Source organism: Pikeienuella sp., assembly GCF_046290545.1.
Taxonomy (GTDB): domain Bacteria; phylum Pseudomonadota; class Alphaproteobacteria; order Rhodobacterales; family Rhodobacteraceae; genus Pikeienuella.
Window position 1 is genome coordinate 24841 of the sequence record NZ_JBKAGV010000010.1, and the last position, 23419, is coordinate 48259.

27 protein-coding genes are annotated in these 23419 nt (G+C 67.2%); 11 read left to right on the forward strand and 16 right to left on the reverse strand.

The window, feature by feature from the left end:
- Positions 1–14: 14 nt before the first annotated feature.
- Positions 15–2228: a catalase/peroxidase HPI gene (katG, locus tag ACE37J_RS08415; RefSeq protein ID WP_409709989.1), complete on the reverse strand. Its 2214-nt coding sequence runs from the start codon at positions 2226–2228 to the stop codon at positions 15–17.
- A 154-nt stretch (positions 2229–2382) separates the two neighbouring features.
- Here katG and ACE37J_RS08420 point away from each other — a divergent pair, with 154 nt between their 5' ends.
- Positions 2383–3390 (forward strand): hydrogen peroxide-inducible genes activator, encoded by a 1008-nt coding sequence (locus tag ACE37J_RS08420; protein ID WP_409709992.1) that lies wholly within the window; start codon positions 2383–2385, stop codon positions 3388–3390.
- 398 nt (positions 3391–3788) lie between these two features.
- Here the strand turns inward: ACE37J_RS08420 and ACE37J_RS08425 are convergent, their stop codons facing one another.
- The 10 genes from ACE37J_RS08425 to ACE37J_RS08470 form a co-directional block, all read right to left on the reverse strand.
- Complete coding sequence (locus ACE37J_RS08425; protein WP_409709995.1) at positions 3789–3905, reverse strand: type II toxin-antitoxin system ParD family antitoxin; 117 nt, start codon at positions 3903–3905, stop codon at positions 3789–3791.
- Between the two features lie 3 nt (positions 3906–3908).
- On the reverse strand, positions 3909–4691 hold the full coding sequence (gene xth / locus ACE37J_RS08430; RefSeq protein WP_409709998.1) for an exodeoxyribonuclease III: 783 nt from the start codon (positions 4689–4691) through the stop codon (positions 3909–3911).
- A 42-nt stretch (positions 4692–4733) separates the two neighbouring features.
- Positions 4734–5681, reverse strand: coding sequence for an alpha/beta hydrolase (locus tag ACE37J_RS08435; protein WP_409710001.1), 948 nt, complete (start codon positions 5679–5681; stop codon positions 4734–4736).
- 119 nt (positions 5682–5800) lie between these two features.
- Positions 5801–7129 (reverse strand): OmpA family protein, encoded by a 1329-nt coding sequence (locus tag ACE37J_RS08440; RefSeq protein WP_409710004.1) that lies wholly within the window; start codon positions 7127–7129, stop codon positions 5801–5803.
- Between the two features lies 1 nt (position 7130).
- Entirely contained in the window at positions 7131–7649 is a 519-nt protein-coding gene (locus ACE37J_RS08445; protein WP_409710007.1) for a hypothetical protein, read from the reverse strand.
- 11 nt (positions 7650–7660) lie between these two features.
- Positions 7661–7978 carry a hypothetical protein gene (locus tag ACE37J_RS08450; protein ID WP_409710010.1) on the reverse strand — a complete coding sequence of 106 codons (318 nt, stop codon included), beginning with the start codon at positions 7976–7978 and terminating at the stop codon, positions 7661–7663.
- 130 nt (positions 7979–8108) lie between these two features.
- The gene (locus ACE37J_RS08455; protein WP_409710013.1) at positions 8109–8525 is read right to left on the reverse strand and encodes an ATP-binding protein; all 417 of its coding nucleotides are present in this window, start codon (positions 8523–8525) and stop codon (positions 8109–8111) included.
- Between the two features lie 23 nt (positions 8526–8548).
- On the reverse strand, positions 8549–9304 hold the full coding sequence (locus ACE37J_RS08460; protein ID WP_409710016.1) for an HpcH/HpaI aldolase family protein: 756 nt from the start codon (positions 9302–9304) through the stop codon (positions 8549–8551).
- Positions 9301–10113 (reverse strand): 2-oxo-hept-4-ene-1,7-dioate hydratase, encoded by an 813-nt coding sequence (hpaH, locus tag ACE37J_RS08465; protein WP_409710019.1) that lies wholly within the window; start codon positions 10111–10113, stop codon positions 9301–9303. The genes ACE37J_RS08460 and hpaH overlap by 4 nt, the downstream gene beginning before the upstream one ends.
- On the reverse strand, positions 10110–10946 hold the full coding sequence (locus tag ACE37J_RS08470; protein WP_409710023.1) for a fumarylacetoacetate hydrolase family protein: 837 nt from the start codon (positions 10944–10946) through the stop codon (positions 10110–10112). Before ACE37J_RS08470 ends, hpaH begins: the two co-directional genes overlap by 4 nt.
- Before the next feature lie 53 nt (positions 10947–10999).
- On the opposite strand from ACE37J_RS08470, the gene ACE37J_RS08475 reads away from it, so the two are divergent.
- The 4 genes from ACE37J_RS08475 (at position 11000) to ACE37J_RS08490 (ending at position 14290) form a co-directional block, all read left to right on the forward strand.
- Entirely contained in the window at positions 11000–11410 is a 411-nt protein-coding gene (locus ACE37J_RS08475; protein ID WP_409710026.1) for a 5-carboxymethyl-2-hydroxymuconate isomerase, read from the forward strand.
- Complete coding sequence (gene hpaE, locus ACE37J_RS08480; protein ID WP_409710029.1) at positions 11407–12912, forward strand: 5-carboxymethyl-2-hydroxymuconate semialdehyde dehydrogenase; 1506 nt, start codon at positions 11407–11409, stop codon at positions 12910–12912. The genes ACE37J_RS08475 and hpaE overlap by 4 nt, the downstream gene beginning before the upstream one ends.
- 11 nt (positions 12913–12923) lie before the next feature.
- Positions 12924–13904, forward strand: a complete 981-nt coding sequence (gene hpaD / locus ACE37J_RS08485) for a 3,4-dihydroxyphenylacetate 2,3-dioxygenase (protein ID WP_409710032.1) — start codon at positions 12924–12926, stop codon at positions 13902–13904.
- 206 nt (positions 13905–14110) lie between these two features.
- Positions 14111–14290, forward strand: coding sequence for a hypothetical protein (locus tag ACE37J_RS08490; RefSeq protein WP_409710035.1), 180 nt, complete (start codon positions 14111–14113; stop codon positions 14288–14290).
- A 2-nt stretch (positions 14291–14292) separates the two neighbouring features.
- Here the strand turns inward: ACE37J_RS08490 and ACE37J_RS08495 are convergent, their stop codons facing one another.
- Genes ACE37J_RS08495 through hisB form a run of 3 tightly spaced genes read right to left on the reverse strand, consistent with a single transcriptional unit; the run spans position 14293 to position 16719 of the window.
- Entirely contained in the window at positions 14293–15474 is a 1182-nt protein-coding gene (locus ACE37J_RS08495; protein ID WP_409710038.1) for an acetyl-CoA C-acyltransferase, read from the reverse strand.
- 22 nt (positions 15475–15496) lie between these two features.
- The gene (gene hisH / locus ACE37J_RS08500; protein ID WP_409710041.1) at positions 15497–16132 is read right to left on the reverse strand and encodes an imidazole glycerol phosphate synthase subunit HisH; all 636 of its coding nucleotides are present in this window, start codon (positions 16130–16132) and stop codon (positions 15497–15499) included.
- A complete protein-coding gene (hisB, locus tag ACE37J_RS08505) occupies positions 16129–16719 on the reverse strand; it encodes an imidazoleglycerol-phosphate dehydratase HisB (RefSeq protein WP_409710044.1) in 591 nt (196 codons plus the stop codon). Before hisB ends, hisH begins: the two co-directional genes overlap by 4 nt.
- A 104-nt stretch (positions 16720–16823) precedes the next feature.
- On the opposite strand from hisB, the gene hslV reads away from it, so the two are divergent.
- The 6 genes from hslV (at position 16824) to ACE37J_RS08535 (ending at position 22560) form a co-directional block, all read left to right on the forward strand.
- Positions 16824–17354, forward strand: coding sequence for an ATP-dependent protease subunit HslV (hslV, locus tag ACE37J_RS08510; RefSeq protein ID WP_409710046.1), 531 nt, complete (start codon positions 16824–16826; stop codon positions 17352–17354).
- A gap of 18 nt (positions 17355–17372) precedes the next feature.
- Positions 17373–18686, forward strand: a complete 1314-nt coding sequence (gene hslU, locus ACE37J_RS08515; protein WP_409710049.1) for an ATP-dependent protease ATPase subunit HslU — start codon at positions 17373–17375, stop codon at positions 18684–18686.
- Entirely contained in the window at positions 18683–19165 is a 483-nt protein-coding gene (lspA, locus tag ACE37J_RS08520) for a signal peptidase II (protein ID WP_409710053.1), read from the forward strand. The genes hslU and lspA overlap by 4 nt, the downstream gene beginning before the upstream one ends.
- Before the next feature lie 71 nt (positions 19166–19236).
- On the forward strand, positions 19237–19839 hold the full coding sequence (locus tag ACE37J_RS08525) for a DUF3035 domain-containing protein (RefSeq protein ID WP_409710056.1): 603 nt from the start codon (positions 19237–19239) through the stop codon (positions 19837–19839).
- Between the two features lie 88 nt (positions 19840–19927).
- Positions 19928–21256, forward strand: coding sequence for a M16 family metallopeptidase (locus ACE37J_RS08530; RefSeq protein ID WP_409710059.1), 1329 nt, complete (start codon positions 19928–19930; stop codon positions 21254–21256).
- Positions 21253–22560, forward strand: coding sequence for a M16 family metallopeptidase (locus ACE37J_RS08535; RefSeq protein ID WP_409710062.1), 1308 nt, complete (start codon positions 21253–21255; stop codon positions 22558–22560). Before ACE37J_RS08530 ends, ACE37J_RS08535 begins: the two co-directional genes overlap by 4 nt.
- Before the next feature lie 7 nt (positions 22561–22567).
- Here the strand turns inward: ACE37J_RS08535 and ACE37J_RS08540 are convergent, their stop codons facing one another.
- Both ACE37J_RS08540 and ACE37J_RS08545 read right to left on the reverse strand, forming a co-directional pair.
- Positions 22568–22984 (reverse strand): VOC family protein, encoded by a 417-nt coding sequence (locus ACE37J_RS08540; RefSeq protein WP_409710065.1) that lies wholly within the window; start codon positions 22982–22984, stop codon positions 22568–22570.
- A 113-nt stretch (positions 22985–23097) separates the two neighbouring features.
- Positions 23098–23406, reverse strand: a complete 309-nt coding sequence (locus tag ACE37J_RS08545) for a DUF6280 family protein (protein WP_409710068.1) — start codon at positions 23404–23406, stop codon at positions 23098–23100.
- Positions 23407–23419: the final 13 nt, after the last annotated feature.

A 23419-nucleotide genomic window follows, 5' to 3' on the forward strand; every position in this document is an offset into this window, starting at 1 on the left:
CGCCCGGCTCCGCCTCAGGCGAGGTCGAACCGGTCCGCGTTCATCACCTTCGCCCAGGCGGCGACGAAGTCCTTCACGAACGTCTCGCCCGCATCGGCGGAGGCGTAGACCTCCGCCAGCGCCCGCAGCTGCGAGTTCGAGCCGAAGACGAGGTCGACCCGCGTACCCGTCCACTTCACGGCGCCCGTCGCCCGGTCCTTCCCTTCGTAGAGCCCGCGGGAGGCGGCGGGTTTCCACTCGGTGCCGTCGTCGAGCAGGTTGACGAAGAAGTCCGTCGTCAGCGCGCCGGGCCGGTCCGTCAGAACGCCGTGCTTCGTCCCGCCGAAATTCGCGCCCATCGCCCGCATGCCGCCGATCAGCGCCGTCATCTCCGGGGCCGTCAGCGTCAGGAGTTGGGCGCGGTCGATGAGCATCTCCTCGGCGGAGACGGAGAATTCCCGGCTCTGGTAGTTGCGGAACCCGTCCGCCGCTGGCTCCAGCACCTCGAAAGACTCGACGTCCGTCTGCTCCGCCGTCGCATCGGTGCGGCCGGGCGCGAACGGGACTTCGATCTCATGCCCTGCCGCCTTCGCCGCCGCCTCGACCCCGGCGCAGCCGGCGAGGACGACGAGATCGGCGATCGAGACGCGCTTGCCGCCCGTCGCCGAGGCGTCGTACTCGGCCTTCACGACATCAAGCGCCGAGAGGACCTTGCCGAGCGTCTCGGGCTCGTTCACCTCCCAGTCCTTCTGCGGGGCGAGCCGGAGGCGCGCGCCGTTGGCGCCGCCGCGCTTGTCCGACCCGCGGAAGGTGGAGGCGGAGGCCCAGGCGGCCTTCACGAGCTCGACGGTCGGCAGGCCCGTGGCGAGGATTTTCGCCTTCAGCGCTTTCGCATCGGCCGCGTCGATGAGCGGATGGTCGACGGCGGGGACCGGATCCTGCCAGATCAGGTCCTCCGCCGGCACCTCGGCGCCGAGATAGCGGACCTTCGGGCCCATGTCGCGATGCGTCAGCTTGAACCAGGCGCGGGCGAAGGCGTCCGCGAACTCGTCCGGGTTCTTGTGGAAATGGCGGGAGATCTTCTCGTAGGCCGGATCCATCCGCATCGCCATGTCCGCGGTCGTCATCATCAGCGGAACGCGCTTGGAGGCGTCCTCCGCGTCCGGCGCCATGTCGTCCTGCTTCAGGTCCTTTGCCGCCCACTGCCAGGCGCCGGCGGGGCTCTTCACCAACTCCCACTCGTAGCCGAAGAGGACGTCGAAATAGCCCATGTCCCATTTCGTCGGGTTCGCCGTCCACGCGCCCTCAATGCCGCTGGTGATAGCGTCGGAGCCCTTGCCGCTCTTGTAGGAGCTGAGCCAGCCCATGCCCATGGCTTCAAGCGGCGCGCCTTCCGGCTCGGGGCCGACATGGTCCGCCGGGCCGGCGCCGTGGGCCTTGCCGAACGTGTGGCCGCCGGCGGTGAGCGCAACCGTCTCGTAATCGTTCATCGCCATGCGCGCGAAGGTCACGCGGATGTCATGCGCGGAGGCGAGCGGATCGGGCTTGCCGTCAGGCCCTTCCGGGTTGACGTAAATGAGGCCCATCTGCACTGCAGCGAGCGGGTTCTCTAGATCGCGCTCGCCGGAATAGCGGCTGTTCGGCTTGTCCGACGTCGCGAGCCATTCGGCCTCGGCGCCCCAGTAGACGTCCTCCTCCGGCTCCCAGATATCGGCGCGGCCGCCGCCGAATCCGAAAGTCCGCCCGCCCATCGATTCGATGGCGACGTTGCCGGCGAGGATCATCAGGTCGGCCCAGGAAAGCGCCTTGCCGTATTTCTGCTTGATCGGCCAAAGCAGGCGACGCGCCTTGTCGAGATTGCCGTTGTCCGGCCACGAGTTGAGCGGCGCGAAGCGCTGCGAGCCGGCGCCGGCGCCGCCGCGCCCGTCGCCAGTGCGGTAGGTGCCGGCGCTGTGCCACGCCATGCGGATGAAGAACGGCCCGTAGTGCCCGTAGTCGGCCGGCCACCACGGTTTCGAATCCGTCATGAGCGCAGTGAGGTCGTGCTTCACCGCCGCGAGATCCAGCGCCTTGAACGCCTGCGCGTAGTCGAAGCCCTTGTCCATCGGGTCCGACAGGGCGGAATTCTGATGCAGGATGCGCAGGTTGAGTTGGTTCGGCCACCAATCCGCATTCGAGCGGGCGCCGAAGCTGACGCTGGCGCCGCCGGTGAAGGGGCATTTGCCGCCGCCGATATCGTTTCCGTCCATGTCGCTCTCCGATTCTGGCTGCATTCGTTCAGCGCGGGAGGAGAGGGGCGCGGCGCACGCGGGCGGCGAATCCTTCCTCCATCGCGGCGGGTGGTAGCAGACCTGGATGATTAGCGGAAGTTGTGTTTCCTGATTGCAGTGATAAGATTGACTGATGAAGAACCTCACCATCCGTCAGCTCCGGTATTTTGACGCGCTTGCCCGGCACGGGCATTTCGGCCGGGCGGCGGAGGCGTGCTCCGTCTCCCAGCCTGCGCTCTCCATGCAGATCAAGGAGCTGGAGGAGGGGCTTGGCGCGCCTCTCTTTGAACGGGGGGTGCGGCACGTCTCCCTCACAGGGTTCGGCGAGCGGTTCGGCGCCCGGGCGCGGGCGATCCTCCGCTCCATCGACGAGCTGGAGGATCTCGCCCGCGCCGCGCAGGGGAGCCTGAGCGGTCGGCTCCGCCTCGGCGTGATCCCGACCGTCGCGCCCTATCTCCTGCCGCGGATCGTGGCCGACCTGACCGCGGCGAGCGCCGCGCTCGACATCCATGTGCGCGAGACGGTGACGCCGAAGCTGATGGAGGAACTCTCGGAGGGCCGGCTCGACGCCGCCATCGTCGCCCTTCCGGTCTCCGAATCCGCCTTCGAGGAGGCGCCGCTCTTCTCCGAGGAATTCCTCCTCGTGCGCCCCGTCTCCGAGGCCGGCAAGCCCGCGCCGGGGCCTGCGGCGCTCCGCGAGATGCGGCTACTGCTGCTCGAAGAGGGCCATTGCTTCCGCGACCAGGCGCTCGCCTTCTGCGCGATGAAGCCGGCGCCGCCGCGGGAATTGCTGGACGGAAGCTCGCTTTCGACCCTCGTGCAGATGGTCGGGGCGGGGATCGGCGTCACGCTCATCCCGGACATGGCCGCCGCGGTGGAGACCCGCTCCGCAGCGGTGGCGGTGACCCGCTTCGCCGAGCCGAGGCCGCGGCGGACCATCGGCATGATCTGGCGGCGGACGAGCCCGCTGGCGGGGCAGTTGCAGGAGGTGGCGGGGATTGTGAGGGGCGCGGCGGAGGCGATGCGGGGGGAGGGGGAGGGCCCAAGATTTGTTCAGGGCGATACTTATTCTGGAACAAATATTGCTTGCCCTGAGAGTGTCTTCGCGGTCATCGGCAGCCCTACGTTGCCAACCACATAGAAGCCGCTCGTAGTATCCCCCACGGATTCGAGCACGACACCGTTCGCACCAATTTTCGCAGCCTGAACCTTCAACTCCTCCAGAGCGTAGTCGATGGACTGTTGGTCGGTGATGCCTGCGTCGCTTGAGGCTGTTGCGATGCCAATCACTGTCGATCGATCGGGCTTCTCAGAGTATAACTTAACTTGATGAGGAGATACTGCGGGACGACGTTCGCCAATCGCGACAGCCGAACCCGTAGCGCATCCGGCCAACGAGAATATCAAAAGCACAGAAGCAAACACTTTAGTGTTCTTCGAGGCACTTTACTCCCGAAAAAGAGATTCTCGCGATACATGCTCGAATTTCTGACTAGGCCCAGATCAGCTGGCGCATGCGCCGCCGCGCCTCTCCGCAATTTACTTCTCGATATCGAGCGGCTCGGCCTCGCCGGATCGCTCGCCTACAATCAGCTCGCACCTCAAGGCTTCGACTCTCGACTTGCACTCTTCGAGCGATACAAGTTCGTCACGCATCCCCTAAACCTCCACCTCCGCCCAGATCGGCGTATGGTCCGAGGGCTTTTCCCCGCCCCGCGGCCCGCGGTCGATCCGGCAGTCCTTCAGCCGGTCCGCCGCCTGCGGCGTGAGCAGCAGATGGTCGATGCGGATGCCCCTGTTACGGGGCCAGGCGCCGGCCTGATAATCCCAGAACGTGTACTGCCCCGGCCTCGGCTCGAAGGCGCGGAATGCGTCCGTCAGGCCGAGGGAGAGGAGGCGGCGATAGGCGGCGCGCGTCTCGTAAAGATAGAGCGCGTCCCCGGCCCAGGCCGCCGGGTCGTGCACGTCCTCCGCCTGCGGGATCACGTTGTAGTCGCCGCCGATCACCGCCGCCTCCTCTGCCGCCACGAGTTCGGCGCAGCGGGCGTGGAGACGCTCCATCCAGGCAAGCTTGTATTCGTATTTCGGCCCCGGCGCCGGGTTGCCGTTCGGCAGGTAGAGCCCGCAGAGCCGGAGCGCGCCCGCATCCCCCGAAACCGTCGCCTCGATCCAGCGCGCCTGCTCGTCCTCCGGATCGCCGGGGAGGCCGCGCGTCAGATCCTCCAGCGGGCGCTTCGAAAGGATCGCTACGCCGTTGAAGCCCTTCTGCCCATGCGTCTCGACATTGTAACCGAGATCCTCGATCGGCTCGCGCGGAAAGGCTTCGTCGACGCTCTTTATCTCCTGCGTAATCACTACGTCCGGCGCCGCCTCGCGCAGCCACTCAAGCAGGGCGGGGAGGCGCGCCTTCACGCCGTTGATGTTGAAGCTCGCGATCTTCATGGCCGAAGACTAGGGGGAGGGTGCGCGCCGGGCAAGGGCCGCTCAGGCCGCTGCGCCGCCTGTCCTGTCTACGTGGAGAATATGCGCCAGCGCAGCGGCGACGGAGTCCTCGTGGAACACGATCTCCCGGTGACCGACGCCGTGGGCCAGCGAGAGGCGGGCGTTGGGCAGACCGCGCCAGCGTTCGGCATGGGAGAAGCTCACCGATTCGTCCTCCGGCGCATGGAGCGCGAGGATCGAGGAAGCGCGGGCGCGCCAGATGCGCTGCACATCATATTCATGCAGCGGCTTGCCCGCCGCGCGCCGGGCGCGGGCGAGAAGGCGGGTTCGGGCCGCGGGGGCTAGGGCGAAGGCTTTCGCCAGTTCCTCCAGCGCCGCCGTCATCGCCGTTGGCGCGGAGAGCGAGACATATGCGCGCGGCGTGATCCCGGCTCCGGCGAGGACGGAAGCGACGGCCCCGCCGAAACTGTGTGCGATCACATGATCGGGCGCGAGCCCCCGCTCCGTCAGCATCGTGCGCACCGCCGCTGCGCCGCTCTCCGCATCGGTTACGAGGCCGGAGGAGCCGCCATGGGCAGGGAGGTCCACCGCCAGCGCGTCATAGCCCGCCTCTACCAGCGGCGCGACGAAGCCCGCCATCGCGCGGCTATCCGCCGTCCAGCCGTGGAGGAGGAGGACGAGGCCGCGCGTCTCGCCGCATGCGCGGAAGCGATAGGCGCGGAGGAGGCCGGCGCGCCGGCCCGTCTTCACTCGCGTGTCGAGCCTCTCGGCGCCGGAAAGGAGCATCGCAGCCTCGCGCAGCAGCGCTCGCTCGCTGCGGGTGTAATAGCGGGTGAGGGCAGGGCGGCTGTAGATACCGTGGAGTAGCCATGCCGCCAGTCCGGGAAAGGCGCGGCTCGTGAGCGCGAGTCCGAACCGGAGCCAGAACCAGCCGTTCGTCATCGCGGAGAGCGCGCCGCGCGCGCCCGAAGAGCCGGAACCCGTCTTCATCGCCTGACCACCCGCCCGAGGCTCCGTTGGCCGGAGCCGTTTCGCCTCGAGCCTGTGGATAACCTGGCCCTGTTACGGGCGGATCACGGCTTTTCGTCAGTTGCGCGACGGTCTCTTCGCTATTGCACAACGACGACGACGCGGCGGTTCTCGTCCGTCGCAGCGCAGCGGCCCTCGGGCTCCACCGCCGGCGCCGTCTCCCCGAGGCCGACGAGCTTGAACCGCCGCGGGTCCGCCAACGCCTCCTCGGAGAAGCCGCGCGCGAGGAGGACGGGGCGGATTGTCCCGTCGAACACCGCCTGCGCCCGCCGTTCCGAGAGGATCGTGTTGTACCAGTTTGGGCCGACGCAATCTGCGTGGCCGGAGAGCGCGATCCGGAGCGGTTCCGCAGGGTCGCGGTCGGAAAGTTCGGCGGCGAGGAACTGCAGCTGCACGTCTTTCGCCAGCGGTGCAGCCTCGTTGTAGCCGAAGAGGATGGTGAAGACCTTGGGCGGGGGCAGGGCGTTCGTCCGGTCGACCGCCGAGCGGAGGCCAGGTGCGGCGGCGAGGTCCTCCGCGAAGAAGTCCACGCGCTCGCCGCCCGTCCCGCCCACGTCGAGCTGCGCCGCTGCGAGCACCCGGTCGAGCACGATCTCGCGCCCCTCCGCATCCTGCACGACGAGCCGCCCCGCCGCCTCCGGGTCGTCGAGTTCGGGGAGGAGGAAGATCAGGTTGTCCTTGATCGCGAAGTCCTGGCTCCCGGCCAGCGCGGCGTGGAAGCGGCGGCAATGGAAGGGCGCATCGCCGAGAGCCACACGCTCGCCCGCAAGGCGCCGGCGCTCCTGCACCTCCCGACCCCAGCGGTGATAGGCTACCTGAATCTGTGCGAACCAGTCCGGCGCGCGGCGGAGGGAGCCGGGAAAGCCGACCGCCTGAACCACCCCGCCGCGCTGCTGGGACAGGGCGAGGTTGGCGGTTTCGTAGGTGTCGCAATATGCAGGTTCGGTCAGGTCTACCGGCGCGAGGCTTTCGGGCTCGTCGCCGGAGAGATGGTCGAAGACGGGGACGAGCGGATTGATCCCGTCGGGCTCCGCGACGGCGGCCGCCTCCGCCGCTTCGAGGAACTGGGCGACCGTGACCCATTCGAACACCGCCGCCTCTTCCGCCGCGCTGGTCGTGTATTCGCAGATCAGCGCCTTGCGGAAGGGCCAAAGCGGGTCGTTGCGCTCCGCTCGCACGACCTCCAGCGCAGCCTCGCGCGCCTCGTCGGAAGGGCCGGGGCCGGCCCCGTCGAGATGGGCGCGTAGCCCTTCCATATGGGCGCACCAAGGGTCGCCCGCGGGAGCGCCGAGGCGGGCCGCGACGGCTTCCGGATCCCACTGGCTCGGCCCGAGCCGCCCCGTAGAGTCAGCGACGCAAGCGCCGAGCGCCAGCATCAACAAGCTCAATCCCCCCCACCGTGCGATCATGTCACTTCGCCCTTATCACGATCCGCGTGCCCGTCACTGCGAGGTTCGTGTCGTTCCTGATCCTCACGCTCATGCGGTCGGCCCCGCTCTTCGCCACGTCGCCCGCCGCAACGGAAACGACGCCGCGGCCGAGCCGCATCCGGAACTCGCCTGTCTTCTCAGCCGCGCGGTAGACATAGGTGGATATCTCCACGCAGGTGTCTGCCACGCCGGTCAGCGTTGTATTGTCGGTGAAAATGGCGTCGAAGGCCCCGTTTGCGCCGGTCGCTACCGCGTCGGCCGCGAAAAGGTCCATGCCCACTTTCGCATCGAGTTCCTCGAATCCGCCCGGCTTCGGTCGGAGCACCTTCACCTGGCCTTCCGCGCGCTTCACAAAGCCGACCGTCTCTCCCCGCCGCGCGGGGAAGGCGGCTTCCTCAGCCGGAACTTCCACTTGGCAGAGGCTCCGCACGGTCTCCGTCGAGGCGGCGGCGGGAAGGGTGGCGCCGGCCATCAGAGCCGCGGCTATCAGCGTTTTCATGTCAGCCCCTTTCATCCGGCAGCCCCGCGCCCTGCGGCGGCAACGGCCTCCTCAAGGCTCTGATAATGCGGAATGAACGGGGCGAATTTGAGGACGCCGGAGACAAGCTCTCCGCCCCCCGCCGCCACAATCCGCCCGCCCTGCCTCTCCCGCTCAAGATGCGCCGCGCGGAGCGCACGGAGGGCGGTCGAGGAGAAGAGGACAACGCCTGAGAGATCTATGACAAGCCCGCCCTGCCCGGCCTGTTCCACCGCGGCGCTTAGCGCCCGACCAAGTGGCGCGAAGCTGTCCGCATGGTAATGCGTCGCGCCGCAGTGAAGGACGGTCACGTCGCCACGCGTCTCACAGCGGAAAGGAAAGCGCTTGTCAGCGTCCTTCAAGGCCGTCCTCTCCTTCCGATTTCGCTGCGCACGGCGCGCGAGCCCGCGCGATGCGTCAAGACTATGTCTAATCTTCGCCTCATTCCACCTCCGGCTCTCCGCGCTTGGCGACGGTGAAGGTGGTGACGTTCCGGTTCCCGTCCCGCTCGTAGGTCAGCCGGTCTGCGAAGGCGAGGACAAGGGCGAGCCCTCGGCCTCCCCCGGCGAAGGCTTCCGGCGTCTCCCGCGGCTCCCGCGGGTCAAAACGCGGACCGGAGGCGGAGACGCGGAGCGTCAGCTCGCTCTCGTCGGTCCATACCTCCACAAGAATGTCCGGCGCCTCCTCCCGCACCGCGCCGTGGACGAGGGCGTTGGCCGCCAGTTCGTCCAGCGCGAGGCCGATGCGGAGCGCCTGGCTCTCGTCCGCGCCCGCGTCCGCGCAAAGCGCCTCCGCCGCTTCGGCAGCCTCGGCGACCTCGGCGAGCGTCGAATGGATGCGGCGGCGCATGGAGGTCATGAGAGCGTCATGGGGCGCCCCTGTCAGCCCTTCCATTTCGCGGCGAGCGCATCGGCCGCCTTCGCGAGAAGGTTGGTGTCGAGCCCGATGGAGAGGTAGTTCGCACCGGCGTCCCGGTAGGTCGCGATCAGCCGGTCGTCGAGCGTCATCACGCCGGCCGCCTTGCCTGCGGCGCGGGCGCGGCGGATGCCGTCGAGGATCGCCGCCTCCACCTCCGGGTGGCCGGGCTGGCCGATATGGCCGAAATCGGCTGAGAGGTCGGCAGGGCCGAAGAAGACGCCGTCGATCCCCTCGACGCCCATGATCGCCTCCATGTTGGAGAGGGCGAGCCGCGTCTCGATCTGGACGAGCAGACAGATATCCTTGTTGGCGTCTTTCAGGTAGCCGGGGTTGCGGCCGAAATTCGTGGCCCGCGCGCCGAGCATGCCCACGCCGCGATTCCCCTCCGGCGGATAGCACGTGGCGACGGCCAGCGCCTCCGCCTGCTCCTTCGTGTCCACGACGGGCACGAGAAAGTTGCGGATGCCGACGTCGAGCAACTGCTTCAGATGGGCCGGGTCTCGGTCCCGGATCCGGACGAAGACGGCAGGATCGTGCCGCGCCAGCGCGTTCGCCTGGGCGACGATGGAGTCGAGGTCGTTTGGCGCATGCTCCCCGTCGATCAGCAGCCAGTCGAATCCCGCCGGGGCCGAGACTTCCGAAGCCAGCGGATGGGCGAGGCCGAGGAAGATGCCGTAGAGCGGCTCGCCGGTCTTCAGCCGGTCCTTGAACGGGTTCATGACGTTTCCTTCGTTATGGAGCAGGTGACGGCGCCGAGCGGCCCGAAATCGCAGGCGAATGTGTCGCCCGGAAGGCCGACGACCGGCCTCGTGAAACTTCCGGAAAGGACGAACTGGCCCGGCTCCAGCGCGACGCCCTGCGCCGCGAGGCGGCGGACGAGCCAGACGATGCCCTTCGCCGGATGGCCGAGCACGCCGGCGGCGACGCCCGTCTCCTCCACCACGCCATTGCGGTAGAGGACGCCCGGAATCCAGGCGAGGTCAACCGCATCCGGCCGCATCGGCCGCCCGCCCCAGATGACCCCGGCGTTGGCAGCGTTGTCCGAGATCGTGTCCTGCACCTTCCTCGGCCGGCCTGTGGCCGGGTCATTCTGGTGGCAGCGGGCGTCGATCACCTCGAAAGCCGGGACCATCCATGCTGTGGCCTCCAGCACGTCGAAGATCGTCACGTCGGGCCCTTCGAGCCGCGATTTCAGCCAGAAGCCTAGCTCGACCTCGAACCGGGGCCGGATGAAGCGGTTCGCCGCGATGACGGCGCCGTCGTCTATCACCATCGTGTCGAGCAAGGCGCCGTAGTCCGGCTCGTCGATCTGGCTCGCCTGCTGCATGGCGCGGGAGGTGAGGCCGATCTTGTGGCCGATGATCCGCTCGCCCCGCGCCAGCTTCATCCCGACCCAGGCGCGCTGGACGGCGTAGCCGTCGGCGATGGTCATTTCTGGATGGTCAAGGCTCGGCTGGCGCACCTGAACCCGCGTGCGCTCCGCCTCGTTATAGGCAGAGGCGAGGGCTTCGATCGTCTCGGGCTTCATTCGTCGGTCACCCCGTTCCTCAACACACCGATGCCGGGCGCGCTCACCTCGATCACATCCCCCGGCTTCAGCCAGCGCGGCGGATCGAACCGCGCGCCGGCGCCCGTGGGCGTGCCGGTGGCGATCAGGTCCCCGGCCCCAATCTCCGTGAAGGTGGAGACATATTCAATGATCTTCGCGAAGGGAAAGGCCATGGAGGCGGTCGTGTCCGCCTGCCGGAGCTCCCCGTTCACCCGCGTCTCGATGCGCATGTCGGTCTCGTCGAGGCCGGAAAGGTCAGTCTCCACCCAGGGTCCGATGGCGCCTGTGCGGTCCCAGTTCTTGCCTTGCGTCACGTTGAACTTGCCGTGGCGCACCCAGTCCCGGATCGTGCCCTCGTTCATGAGCGTGAGGCCGAAGACATGCTCCATCGCCCGGCTTTGCGGGATGCGGCGGCCCGGCTTCCCGATGACGAGCACGATCTCCCCCTCATAGTCGAGCTGCTCGGATTCCGGCGGGCGGATCAGGGGCATGTCCGGCCCGGTGAAGCTGAGCGGGCTTCGCACGAAGATCGAGGGATGGGCGGGCGCCTCCGATCCGTCCCGGTATTCCTCGTTCCGATTCATGTAGTTGACGCCGATGCAGAAGATCCGCCGCGCCTCCGGCATCGGCTGGTCGAGCCGGATCGCATCCGCCGGCGCATCCGGCGCGCGGGGCAGGGCGAGCGGCGCCCCCGCGCGGATCATCGCGGTGAGATCGGCGAGGCCGAACCGCGCCGTGAGGTCCGCGACCCCGCCCTCGACCACCGCGCCGAGCCGCCAGCCGGCGCCGGCGTCGAACCTGCATATCTTCATCGGAGCCTCGCTTGACAGGTCTGTCAGGGACGCATATTTGCTTAACGCGTTAAGTGAAAAGGGTCAACATGCCCCATCTCTCCTTCGAGTATAGCCCCGGTCTCGAGACCCTGGCGGACCTTCCGGCCTTCGCCGCCGCGATGCGGGATGCGATGGCGACCACAGGGCTTTTCCCCCTCGGCGGAATCCGCGTGCGCGGGCATAAGGCGGATGTCTGCCTCGTGGCGGATGGCGGCCCGCATCAGTTCATGGACATCGTCGTGCGGCTCGGCGCCGGCCGAAGCCTCGAGGCGCGGAAGGCTGCGGCAGAGGCGATCTATACGGCGGCGGCGGCGTTCCTGAAGCCCTGCGCGGCGGGGAGCGCCTTCGCCCTCTCCCTCGAAATGCGGGAGTTCGATCCGGAGCTTTCGATCAAGCGCTTCAACTCAATCCACGAACACCTTCAGGCGAGGAGCAAGTCATGAGCGCGCTTGAGGTCAATCTGGCGAAGGCCGAGACGCATCTCGCCCGCTTCCGCGAAAGCGGTGTGCGGCACCGGATCGGCGGCGCGGATGTCGCCGGGGCGGACTGGTTCGACACGACCTCCCCGCATGACGGCTCCCTCCTCGTCCGCGTCGCCCGCGGGGGCGCGGCGGAGATCGACGCGGCGGCGCGCGCGGCGAAGGCCGCCTTCCCGGCATGGCGGGACATGGCAGGGGCGGAGCGCAAGCGCATCCTCCACCGGATTGCGGACGGGATCGTGGCGCGGGCGGAGGAAATCGCCTCCCTCGAATGCCTCGACACCGGGCAGGCGCTCCGCTTCATGTCCAAGGCCGCGCTGCGCGGGGCGGAGAATTTCCGCTTCTTCGCGGACCGGGCCGAGAGCGCGCGGGACGGGCTGAACCTCCCCTCGCCGACGCTTATGAACGTAACGACGCGCGTTCCCATCGGCCCCGTGGGCGTCATCACGCCGTGGAACACGCCCTTCATGCTCTCCACCTGGAAGATCGCGCCGGCCCTCGCAGCGGGATGCACGGTGGTTCACAAGCCGGCGGAATTCTCACCCATAACCGCCCGCATACTCAGCGAGATCGCGGAAGAGGCTGGGCTTCCGCCTGGCGTGCTCAACCTTGTGCAAGGCTTCGGCGAGGAGGCTGGCAAGGCGCTGACGGAGCACCCCCTTATCCGGGCTATCGCTTTCGTCGGAGAGAGCCGCACCGGCTCCATGATCATGCGGCAAGGCTCGGATACGTTGAAGCGCGTCCATTTCGAGCTTGGGGGCAAGAATCCCTGCATCGTCTTCGCGGATGCGGATTTCGAGCGCGCGCTGGACGCCGCCGCCTTCATGATCTGGTCTCTGAACGGGGAGCGCTGCACCTCCTCTTCCCGCCTTCTCGTCGAGGCATCCATCCATGACGAGTTCACGGCGCGGCTCGCGGAGAGGGCGAACCGCATCCGCGTCGGCCATCCGCTCGACCCGGCGACGGAGGTGGGGCCGCTCATCCATCCCGTCCATGTCGCGAAGGTCGCCTCCTATTTTGACAAGGCGAAGGCGGAAGGTGCGACCATAGCGGCGGGCGGGGAGCGCCTTCCCGGCCCCGGCTGCTATGTTAGGCCGACACTCTTCACCGGCGCCCGGCCCGACATGGCCATCGCGCAGGAGGAGATTTTCGGCCCCGTCCTCACCGCAATTCCCTTTGAGGCGGAGGCTGAGGCTGTGGAGATCGCCAACGGCGTTCAATACGGGCTCACCGCCTATGTATGGACGGAGAACCTGTCACGCGCGCTTCGCGTGACCTCTGAGCTGGAGGCCGGAATGATCTGGGTTAATTCGGAAAATGCCCGACATCTGCCGACGCCCTTTGGCGGCGTGAAGGCGAGCGGGATCGGGCGGGACGGCGGCGACTGGTCCTTCGAGTTCTACATGGAGCAAAAACATGTCGGCTTCGCCATGGGCCGGCACCCGATCCCGCGGCTTGGAGCCTGAAGGAGAAACTCATGCCCCTTCCCGCTTCGCTCCTCCATCCGCCCTTCAACACCGTTCGCCTCTCGCATACGGTATTCGATGTGACGGACCTGGCAGCGTCCCGCGCGTTCTGGGCTGAGACGCTCGGGCTGCACGTGACGGCGGAGGCCGACGGTTGCCTTTACCTCCGGGCCATGGAGGAACGCGGGCATCACTGCGTCGTCCTTCGGGAGGCGAAGGAGGCGCGGGCAAACCATCTCGCCTTCAAGGTCTGGGAGGAGGCCGATCTTGATCGAGCGGCGGAGACGCTAGCGGCGATGGGCCGCCCGCTCGAATGGGTGGAGCGACCGTTTCAGGGTCGCACCCTCGCCTCTTCCGACCTTCACGGAACGCCGATCGAGTTCTATGCGCGGATGGACCGGCTCCCGACCATTCACCAGGAATACGCGCTCTATCGCGGAGTAAAGCCCCTCCGGATCGACCATTTCAACTGTTTCTCGCCGAATGTGGACGAGAGCGTGTCCTTCTGGACGGCGCTCGGTTTCCGGACCACCGAATACACCGAGGACGCCGCGACGAAAAAGCTATGGGCGGCCTGGATGCACAGGAAAGGCGGCGTCCACGACATCGCTTTCACCAACGGCCTCGGGCCGCGGCTCCATCACACCGCTTTTTGGGTTCCGACGCCGCTCAACGTCATCGACCTGCTCGATCTCATGTCCACCACCGGCTATGTCACGAACATCGAGCGCGGGCCGGGGCGACACGGCATTTCCAACGCCTTCTTCCTCTACATCCTCGACCCGAACGGGCACCGGATCGAGATCTACTGCTCCGACTACCAAACTGTGGACCCGGACCACGAACCGATCCACTGGGACCTGAAGGACCCGCAGCGTCAGACGCTATGGGGAGCGCCGGCGCCGAGGAGCTGGTTCGAGCATGGCTCGCTCTTCGCGGGAATCACCCCGCGCGATCCAGACCTGAAAGCGGAGCCGATCGTCGCGCCGTGAGACGGCTTCGTGACAATACGTGACGCGCGTCACGCTCCAGGCGGCCCAAGCGTGACAGCCCGGTGAAAAGACGTGCGACTCCGCACAGTTGCGCTCGCTCGCCCCTTCACAACGGCTCACAGGATCGACAGATGTTCGCCATGAGAGCGCCGCATTCCAGCCCCCGGGGACGCCGCGCGTGTGCGACAGAAGTCGAGGAGTATGTCATGGCCGCCCCCGCCGTCTCCCGCCCCGCAGAGACCTCCGCCTCCGAGGCCCGTCTGCTTCGTTTGGTGTCCCGCAGCGCGCCGGCGCCCAAGCCCCCGGCGCGGGATTGGTCCAACGTCGTCTTTTCCGTCGCCTTCTGCGAGGAGGCGCGCCGCGCCTGGGAGGCGCGGGCGACCTGAGGTCAGACCAGTTCCATCGCCACGGCGGTTCCCTCCCCGCCGCCGATGCAGAGCGCCGCTATTCCCCGCTTGCCGCCGCGCGCCTCCAGCGCGTGGAGGAGCGTCACGAGGATGCGTGCGCCCGACGCCCCGATCGGATGGCCGAGCGCGCAGGCCCCGCCGTTTACGTTCAGCCGATCCCGCGCCATGCCGATCTCAGCCATTGCGGCCATGGGGACGACGGCAAAGGCCTCGTTCACCTCCCAGAGGTCAACGTCCTCCACGGACCATCCCGCCTTCGCCATCACTGCCTTCATCGCTGGTACGGGCGCGGTGGTGAACCAACCCGGTTCCTGCGCGTGGCTCGCATGGCCCAGAAGGCGGGCGCGGATCGTAAGCCCACGCGCCTTCGCCTCCGATTCCCGCATGAGGACAAGCGCCGCAGCGCCGTCGGAGATGGAGGAGGCGTTAGCGGGAGTGATCGTGCCGTCCTTCCTGAAGGCGGGCTTCAGGCCGGGGATCTTCTCGGGCCGCGCCGTGTTCGGCTGCTCGTCCTCCGTGATCTCCGCGGCGCCTTCGCGTCCCTTCACGGTCACGGGGACGATCTCGGCCGCGAAGGCGCCCGTCGCTTGCGCCCGCCGAGCGCCTCCGAGGCTTTCGAGCGCATAGGCGTCCTGCGCCTCGCGCGTGAACTGGTACTTCTCGGCGCAATCCTCGGCGAAGGAACCCATGAGCCTGCCGGGCTCATATGCGTCCTCAAGCCCGTCTAGGAACATGTGGTCCTTGACCTCGGCATGGCCGAGCCTGGCGCCAGAACGCATCTTTGGCAGAAGGTAGGGCGCGTTCGTCATCGACTCCATGCCGCCCGCGACGAGGACGCGGCCGTTCCCGGCCAGAAGCTGGTCATGCGCGATCATCACCGCTTTCATGCCGGAGCCGCACATCTTGTTGAGCGTCGTCGCGGGAACGGCCTCGGAAAGCCCGCCCTTGAACCCCGCCTGCCGCGCCGGCGCCTGGCCCTGACCGGCGGGGAGGACGCAGCCCATGAGAAGCTCGTCCACATCCACGGCGGCGACACCCGCGCGGGCGAGCGCCGCGGCGATGGCCGCGCCGCCGAGATCGGAGGCGGAGGCTCCCGAAAGCTCCCCCTGGAAGCCACCCATGGGCGTGCGCGCGGCGCCGACGATGACGACGGGATCGGACATGGTTCTGTCTCCTTTCCGGCGCTCAGGGCGCCCAGGCGAGGAAGTTGGCGATGAGGCGGAGGCCGGTCTCCTGGCTCTTCTCCGGGTGGAACTGCACGCCGGCGACGTTCCCCTTCGCAACGGCGGCGGTGACCATCTCGCCATGGGCGCAATGGGCGATCCGCGCCTCGGGGTTTCGCGGGCGCATGTGGTAGGAGTGGACGAAATAGGCGTGGGCGCCGGGGGAAAGCCCGGCGAAGAGCGGGTGCTCGCCGAAGCTTAGCTCGTTCCAGCCCATATGCGGGATCTTCAAGTCCGGATCGTTCGGCCCGAGCCTGACGACCTCGCCGGCGATCCAGCCGAGACCCGGCGTATCCCCATGTTCCCGACCGACCGTCGAGAGAAGTTGCATCCCAACGCAGATACCGAGGAAGGGCGCGCCGCCCCGGTGCGCCCGCTCCTCCAGCGCCTCGACCATGCCGGGAACCGAATCGAGGCCGGCGCGGCAATCGGCGAAAGCCCCGACGCCCGGCAGCACGATCCGGTCCGCCCGCCGCACCGCCTCCGGATCCGATGTGACGACGACCGGCGCGCCGGCGCCTTCCCGGCTCATGCGCTGGAAGGCCTTCTCCGCCGAGTGGAGGTTGCCCGAGCCGTAGTCGACGATTGCGACGCTCACAGCACCCCCTTGGTGGACGGGATCGCCTCCGCCTTGCGCGGGTCCGTCTCCAGCGCGTCACGGAGCGCGCGGGCGACTGCCTTGAAGCAGGTCTCCGCGATGTGGTGGGAATTGACGCCATAGAGCGTCTCCACATGCAGCGTCATGCCAGAATTCATCGCGAACGCGGTAAAGAACTCGCGCACCAGCTCGGTGTCGAACGTCCCGATCTTCGGCGTGGTGAACTCCACCTTCCAGACGAGGAAAGGCCGGCCCGAAAGGTCGAGCGCGGCGCGCGTCAGGCATTCGTCCATCGGAAGATAGCAGTGGCCGTAGCGGCGGATGCCGCGCTTGTCGCCCATCGCCTCGGCGAGCGCCTTGCCGAGGAGGATGCCGGTATCCTCGACCGTGTGGTGATCGTCGATATGGAGGTCGCCCGAGGCCCGCGCCTTCATGTCGATCAGGGCGTGGCGGGCGAGCTGGTCTAGCATGTGGTCGAAGAAGCCCACGCCAGTCCGGTTGTCATAGGCGCCGGTCCCGTCAAGGTCGATCTCGACCTCTATGGACGTCTCGGCGGTCTTGCGGCTCAGGCTGGCGCGGCGGCTCATCTCGCTCCCTCTCGGCTCTGCGCATATAGCGGCGGGGCGCCACGGCCCGCAAGTTGCGGCGGAACGGCGCCCGGCCTATGTAGCGCCGACCGGGAGGAAAGCGGATGACAACCATCGTCGGCGTGAAAAAGGCGGGCGAGATCGTGATCGCCGGCGACGGGCAGGTCAGCCTTGGCAATACAGTCATAAAGGGGACGGCGCGCAAGGTCCGTCGCATGGCGCCCGGCGGTCGCGATGTGATCGCCGGCTTCGCAGGCTCGACGGCGGACGCCTTCACCCTTTTCGAGCGGCTGGAGAAGAAGCTGGAGGCCGCGCCCGGCCAGCTTACCCGCGCCGCTGTGGAGCTGGCGAAGGACTGGCGGACGGACAAGTATCTCCGCAATCTCGAAGCCATGCTGATCGTGACGGACGGCACGGACCTTCTCGTCATCACCGGCGCGGGCGACGTGCTAGAGCCCGAAGGCGGCGTCGCCGCCGTCGGCTCGGGCGGCAATTTCGCGCTCGCTGCCGCGCGGGCGCTGATTGACACAGGCCTCGGCGCCGAGGAGATCGCGCGGAAGGCGATGAAGATCGCGGCTGAGATCTGCGTCTACACAAACGAGGAGATCGTCCTCGAAAAGATCGCGTCGGCCTGACCGCGCGAGGGAGCACCCATGACCGACCTCACCCCCCGCGAGATCGTCTCCGAGCTCGACCGGTTCATCATCGGCCAGAAGGAGGCGAAACGCGCAGTCGCAGTCGCGCTTCGCTCACGCTGGCGGCGGCGGCGGGTGGAGGGGCCGCTTTCGGCGGAGATCACGCCGAAGAACATCCTGATGATCGGGCCGACCGGCGTCGGCAAGACGGAGATCAGCCGGCGGCTGGCCAAGCTCGCCGGCGCGCCCTTCCTGAAAGTGGAGGCCACGAAGTTCACCGAGGTCGGCTATGTCGGCCGCGACGTGGAGCAGATCGTGCGGGACCTCGTGGAGACCGCCATCGTCATGAAGCGGGAGGAGCGGCGCGAGGGCGTGAAGGCCCGCGCGCATGAGCGGGCGGAGGACCGCGTTCTCGACGCGCTGGTCGGCGAGCAGGCATCCGAAGGAACGCGCGCGACCTTCCGCAAGAAGCTGCGCGAGGGCGCTCTCGACGACAAGGAGATCGACGTCGCCGTGGCGGACACGTCCAACCCCCTCGGCATGCTCGACATTCCGGGCGGCGCCGGGCAGATGGGCATGGTCAATCTGGGGGACATCCTCGGAAAGGCCTTCTCCGGCCGACAGAAGAAGCGGCGTCTGAAAGTGGCGGAGAGCTACGATCTCCTTCTCGCGGAGGAGGCGGACAAGCTGGTCGACCAGGAAGAGATCACGCGCGAGGCGATCCGCGCCGTGGAGGAGGACGGGATCGTCTTCATCGACGAGATCGACAAGGTCTGCGCCCGCTCCTCCGAAGGCGGGTTCCGCGGCGCCGACGTGAGCCGGGAGGGCGTGCAGCGCGATCTTCTTCCTCTCATTGAGGGAACGACGGTGACGACGAAGCACGGTGCGGTGAAGACCGACCACATTCTCTTTATCGCCTCAGGCGCCTTTCATGTGGCGAAGCCTTCCGATTTGTTGCCCGAGTTGCAGGGCCGTCTGCCGATCCGGGTCGAGCTTCGTGCGCTGACGGAAACGGACTTTGTCCGGATCCTCACCGAACCGGACAATTCCCTCGTCCGGCAGTATCAGGCGCTCATGGCGGCGGAGGGCGTGACGCTCGATTTCGCGGAGAGCGGCGTCGCGGCCTTGGCGCGCATCGCGGCCGAGGTGAACGGTTTGGTGGAGAACATCGGCGCGCGGCGGCTCTACACCGTGATGGAGCGGGTGTTCGAGGAGATCAGTTTCGCCGCGCCGGACCGGTCGGGTGAGACCGTGCGCGTTGACGCGGAGTTCGTGGAGGCGCATGTGGGCGACCTCGCCCGCTCGGCGGACCTCTCGCGCTACGTGCTGTGACCGCGACCGCCATGCGCGCCATCCTCTTGGTCGCCTTCTTAGTCTTCGCTCTCGACCAGGCGACGAAGCACGCCGTCCTCTTTGGGCTCGGACTGATGGAAAGAGGCGTGATCGATGTGGCGCCGCCGTTCCTGCGCTTCGTAATGGCCTGGAACAGAGGGGTGAATTTCGGCCTCGGCGCGTCCGGCTCGGACCTCGTGCGCTGGGGCCTCGTCGGGCTCGCCGTCGTCATCTCGGGTGCGCTTCTTCTCTGGGCGCGGGGCCGTGGAGACTTGTGGTTCCGCTTTGGTGTCGGCCTTGTCGTCGGTGGCGCGATCGGCAACGCGCTGGACCGTGTGCGCTTCGGCGCTGTGGCGGATTTCCTCAACATGTCCTGCTGCGGCATCGATAATCCCTACGTCTTCAACGTTGCGGATATCGCAATCTTCGCAGGAGCGGGGCTTCTGATCTTCGTCGGAAGCGAGAAGCGACGTGCGTAAGCGTGGGTGCCGCATTGCGGCTCCGACGCCGCGGAGATATAAATGACCGATACGATACGAGGAGCCGCCTGATGCGCCGCCCATCCTCTGCGACAAGTCCTCGTCGATCCGCCGCGCTCGCAGCGGTGGTTTTTCTTGCAGGCTGCTCCGTCAGTTCCGAACGCGGCGGCACGATCGGGGAGCAACTCGGCGTCACTGCCGGTGCGCCTGACGAGTTCCTTATCATCGCCCGCGCCCCGCTGGAGATGCCTCCAAGCTTCGACCTGCCGCGGCCGCAGCCCGGCGCGCCCAGCCGGCTTGAGCCTGATCCTTTTGTTGAGGCGGAATCCGCACTCTTCGGGCGCCCCGTCAGCGCCGAGCGCGCCGGCGCTCAGGCGCCTGGTTCCGGAGAAACCGCTCTCCTTGCCGGAGCCGGCGCTACCGGGGACAACAGCGCCGTGCGCGCAGCTCTTGCCGGGGAAGCCGGACCGACAGAGCGGCGCTTCGGCCTCACTTCCGTCTTCGGAGTGCCGATTCCGCAGAATCTGGGTGAGGAGGACGCGCTCCTCTTCAGCGCGGAGGAGATGGAGCGCCTGCGCCAGCAGGGCGTCCCAACCCCCGCCGCGCCGCCGATTGTGGAAGAAGACGGGCGCCCGAGCGAAGACCTCATCGGCTCCGTCTACCGGCGAAACTGAGCCGCGGGTTCACGGGCTTGTGAAGGCGCCGCAGAGAGGTCGCTATATCTGTGAGTAGCGCCTGTCGGCGCGAAAAACGGAGACGCGCATGAAATCCATTGCCGCCGCCGCAGCGATAGTCTTGCTCGCTGGGCCGTCCTTCGCGGAGCCCGCGGTGACGACCTTCACGCTCGAGAACGGAATGCAGGGCGTGGTGATCCAGGATCATCGCGCGCCAGTCGTAACCCACATGGTCTGGTATCGGGTCGGCTCCGCCGACGAACCGCCCGGGAAGTCCGGCATCGCCCATTTTCTCGAACACCTCATGTTCAAGGGCACGGACGAGATACCTGACGGGGCCTTTTCAAAGATCGTGGCCGAGAACGGCGGGCAGGACAACGCGTTCACGAGCTATGACTACACGGCTTACTTCCAGCGCATCGCCGCCGACCGGCTGGAGATTGTCATGCGGATGGAGGCGGACCGCATGGTTGACCTTCGACTTTCGGAAGCGGTGGTGACGCCGGAGCGCGCCGTCATCCTCGAAGAGCGCAGCCAGCGGACTGACAATGACCCTGGCGCGCTCTTCCGGGAGCAGATGGACGCCGCGCTCTACATGAACCACCCCTACCGTATTCCGGTGATTGGCTGGCGGCGGGAGATGGAGGGTCTGACCATGGAGGATGCGCTCGCCTTCTACGAGCGGCACTATGCGCCGGACAATGCCATCCTCGTCGTGGCCGGCGATGTAACGCCTGACGAGGTCGAGCGCCTTGCGCGGATCCACTACGGGCCGATTCCCGCCGCCGGCATCGCAGAGCGGGAGCGGGCGGGCGAACCGCCCCACCTGGCTCCGCGCCGACTCGAAATGGCGGACGCGCGCGTCCGTCAGCCCTACGTTATACGGCGCTACCTTGTTCCTTCCCGCCGCACCGGGGGCGACGGACAGGCGGCGGCCCTCGCCATGCTGGGCGAGGTTCTGGGCGGCGGCGGCGTCACCTCCCGCCTCTCGAAGCAATTGCAGCTTCAAGACAGGATCGCGATCAATACCGGCACCTTCTATTCGGGATCCGGGTACGACTATGGTGAGTTCGGCGTCTATGGCGTGCCGGCTGAGGGTGTGGCGCTTGACGCCATCGAAACCGCCATCGACGAGGTGATGTCCCGCCTCGCTGCCGAGGGGCCGACCGAGGCTGAACTCGACCGCGCGAGAAGCGTGATCCGCGCCTCCGAGATCTACGCGCAGGACAGTCAGCGCGGCCTCGCCAACCGCTATGGAGTCGGCCTCGTGAACGGCCTGACGGTTGAACGGATCGAGGGCTGGACGGATGTGCTTCAGGCCGTGACGGCCGAGGATGTGAAGGAAGCCGCAAAGCTCCTGCGGCTCGAATACTCGGTGACGGGGCGACTCGTCCGCGCCGCGGAGGCGACGCAATGATCCGGTTTCTTCCCGCGCTGTTCCTGCTTGTCGCCGCCCCGGCTTTCGCCGCCGCCCCCATCCAGCGCATCGTCAGCCCCGGTGGGATCGAGGCGTGGCTGGTCGAGGAGCGGGCCATTCCCATCGTTTCGCTGGAGATCGAATTCCGCGGCGGCGCCTCGCTGGACCCGGCGGGCAAGGAAGGCTTGGCGCGGCTGATCGCGGGCCTCCTCGATGAGGGAGCCGGTGAACTCGACGCCGTTGGATTCGCGGAGGCGGCGGATGCGATCGCCGCCCGATATGGCTTTTCGGCAGGGCGGGACTCGATCTCCGTTTCATCCACGATGCTCGCGGAAAACCGGGAGGAGACGATTGACCTCCTCCGCCTTGCCCTCTCCCAACCTCGCTTCGATGAGGAGCCTGTTGCGCGCGTCAAGGCGCAGATGGTTTCCTCGATCCGCTCGGACGAGACCGATCCCAATGCCCGCGCGGCCAAAGCTTTCTTTGAGGCGGCCTTTCCCTCTGACCCGTATGGCCGACCGACGGGGGGGACGGAGGCGAGCGTCGCCGCGCTGACGGCGGAAGACCTCCGCGCTGCGCTGCCGCGCCTGATACGCCGAGGCGAAGTCAGCATCGGCGTCGTTGGCGCGATCACGGTGGAGGAGACGGGCGCGATGCTCGACAGGCTCTTCTCCGCTCTACCGGACGGCGCGCCTGACCCTTTGCGGCATGTCGAGCCGGAGCTGGAGCCCGGCATTACCGTGATCGACCTCGACGTGCCGCAATCAGTCGCAATGTTTGGCCATGCCGGGATCCTGCGCGACGATCCCGACTACATTCCCGCATTCGTGATGAATTACATCCTCGGCGGCGGCGGATTTTCGTCCCGCCTTACCGTTGAAGTGCGCGAAAAGCGTGGGCTTTCTTATTCCGTCTATTCGTATCTCCTGCCGATGGACAGGTCAGGGCTCCACATCGGCGGCGTGGCCACTGCAAATGCGGCGATGGGAGAGTCGGTCGCTGTGATACGTGAGGAGTGGCGCCGGATGGCCGAGGAGGGGGTGACGGCGGAGGAGTTGGCCAAGGCGAAGCGCTACCTTACAGGGGCTTACGCGCTCCAATTCGACTCAAACGGAAAGATCGCCGACATGCTGGTCGGCCTTCAATCGGCTGGATTGCCTATCGACTACCCGGAAATACGCAACGCCCTCGTAGAGGCGGTGACAGAGGAAGACATCCGACGCGTCGCTAAGCGTCTCCTGCAGCCGGAAGCGCTTTCTTTTGTCGTCGTAGGACGCCCCGAAGGGCTCGGAGCCGGCCAGTAGGGCGGCGTCAGACCCGCTGGTTAACTTCGATCAGGTTACCATCCGGGTCTTCGAAGTAGATGTTGTGAAGGTTCGGGATCGCGAAGACTCCGCCGTCCGAGTAGGGGATGCCGGCCTCGTCCAGCCGCCGCATCACCACACGGAGGTCGTCAACCTCGATGGCGAAGTGGCCGCCGAGCGAGGGGTTGTGCCGAAATCCGTTCCGAGCCGCGAAGTCCGGGTCGCCCTTGATGAGATGGAGACCGGTATGGCTCTGCCGACCGTCGGGGAAAAGCGCGAGCCGGTCCGGCGCTCCAGGAATGTAACCGCGGCTCTCCGGGAAGGCCCATTTGCCTTCCTCCATGCCGAGCACAGCAGCGTAGAAGGCCGCACTCCGGCGTACATCCTTCGCTTCGAGATTGACGTGGTGGATCGACCAGCTCATTCGCATTCTCCCTGTTCAGGAGAGCATCAAAGCCGCCGGCCGGACCGGAGCGCAAGCATTCCAAAAAAGAAAGAGCGCCCAAGCGGGCGCTCTTTCTAATCCGAGCAGCGAAATCAGGCTGCCGCTTTGTCCTGATCGTCCTTCAGGGAAAGCGCGTTGGAGACGCGCACGCCCCGCTTCACGAAGGCGACGAGTCCGTCCACCGTGCGGCTGTTCACCTCTATCCCCGCGTTCATCAGCACTTCCATGCCGTCGCGTGAATTCGCCCAGCGGGCGATTCCTTCCGCGCCCTTTCCGGGGCCGAAGGTCTTTTCATCCTTGATCGCGTCATCAAGCGCCGCGAGAACGACGGCGGCGAAAAGCTTGCGCGCGCGCCGTCCCTGCTCATTCGTGAAGCTCAAAGCGTCATCATCAAGAGCCATTGGCTCCTCCACC

Excerpts from the sequence above, each read along its gene's own strand:
- ACE37J_RS08540 (WP_409710065.1), bottom strand. The coding sequence starts at position 22,984 with ATGAGCTGGTCGATCCACCACGTCAATCTCGAAGCGAAGGATGTACGC.
- ACE37J_RS08470 (WP_409710023.1), bottom strand. The coding sequence starts at position 10,946 with ATGAAGATATGCAGGTTCGACGCCGGCGCCGGCTGGCGGCTCGGCGCG.
- hpaD (WP_409710032.1), top strand. The coding sequence starts at position 12,924 with ATGCCCCTTCCCGCTTCGCTCCTCCATCCGCCCTTCAACACCGTTCGC.
- ACE37J_RS08525 (WP_409710056.1), top strand. The coding sequence starts at position 19,237 with ATGCGCCGCCCATCCTCTGCGACAAGTCCTCGTCGATCCGCCGCGCTC.
- ACE37J_RS08490 (WP_409710035.1), top strand. The coding sequence starts at position 14,111 with ATGGCCGCCCCCGCCGTCTCCCGCCCCGCAGAGACCTCCGCCTCCGAG.
- ACE37J_RS08420 (WP_409709992.1), top strand. The coding sequence starts at position 2,383 with ATGAAGAACCTCACCATCCGTCAGCTCCGGTATTTTGACGCGCTTGCC.
- ACE37J_RS08445 (WP_409710007.1), bottom strand. The coding sequence starts at position 7,649 with ATGAAAACGCTGATAGCCGCGGCTCTGATGGCCGGCGCCACCCTTCCC.
- ACE37J_RS08435 (WP_409710001.1), bottom strand. The coding sequence starts at position 5,681 with ATGAAGACGGGTTCCGGCTCTTCGGGCGCGCGCGGCGCGCTCTCCGCG.
- ACE37J_RS08455 (WP_409710013.1), bottom strand. The coding sequence starts at position 8,525 with ATGACCTCCATGCGCCGCCGCATCCATTCGACGCTCGCCGAGGTCGCC.
- ACE37J_RS08545 (WP_409710068.1), bottom strand. The coding sequence starts at position 23,406 with ATGGCTCTTGATGATGACGCTTTGAGCTTCACGAATGAGCAGGGACGG.
- ACE37J_RS08460 (WP_409710016.1), bottom strand. The coding sequence starts at position 9,304 with ATGAACCCGTTCAAGGACCGGCTGAAGACCGGCGAGCCGCTCTACGGC.
- ACE37J_RS08440 (WP_409710004.1), bottom strand. The coding sequence starts at position 7,129 with ATGATCGCACGGTGGGGGGGATTGAGCTTGTTGATGCTGGCGCTCGGC.
- ACE37J_RS08530 (WP_409710059.1), top strand. The coding sequence starts at position 19,928 with ATGAAATCCATTGCCGCCGCCGCAGCGATAGTCTTGCTCGCTGGGCCG.
- hslV (WP_409710046.1), top strand. The coding sequence starts at position 16,824 with ATGACAACCATCGTCGGCGTGAAAAAGGCGGGCGAGATCGTGATCGCC.
- ACE37J_RS08425 (WP_409709995.1), bottom strand. The coding sequence starts at position 3,905 with ATGCGTGACGAACTTGTATCGCTCGAAGAGTGCAAGTCGAGAGTCGAA.
- ACE37J_RS08535 (WP_409710062.1), top strand. The coding sequence starts at position 21,253 with ATGATCCGGTTTCTTCCCGCGCTGTTCCTGCTTGTCGCCGCCCCGGCT.
- hisB (WP_409710044.1), bottom strand. The coding sequence starts at position 16,719 with ATGAGCCGCCGCGCCAGCCTGAGCCGCAAGACCGCCGAGACGTCCATA.
- hpaH (WP_409710019.1), bottom strand. The coding sequence starts at position 10,113 with ATGAAGCCCGAGACGATCGAAGCCCTCGCCTCTGCCTATAACGAGGCG.
- hslU (WP_409710049.1), top strand. The coding sequence starts at position 17,373 with ATGACCGACCTCACCCCCCGCGAGATCGTCTCCGAGCTCGACCGGTTC.
- xth (WP_409709998.1), bottom strand. The coding sequence starts at position 4,691 with ATGAAGATCGCGAGCTTCAACATCAACGGCGTGAAGGCGCGCCTCCCC.
- ACE37J_RS08495 (WP_409710038.1), bottom strand. The coding sequence starts at position 15,474 with ATGTCCGATCCCGTCGTCATCGTCGGCGCCGCGCGCACGCCCATGGGT.
- hpaE (WP_409710029.1), top strand. The coding sequence starts at position 11,407 with ATGAGCGCGCTTGAGGTCAATCTGGCGAAGGCCGAGACGCATCTCGCC.
- katG (WP_409709989.1), bottom strand. The coding sequence starts at position 2,228 with ATGGACGGAAACGATATCGGCGGCGGCAAATGCCCCTTCACCGGCGGC.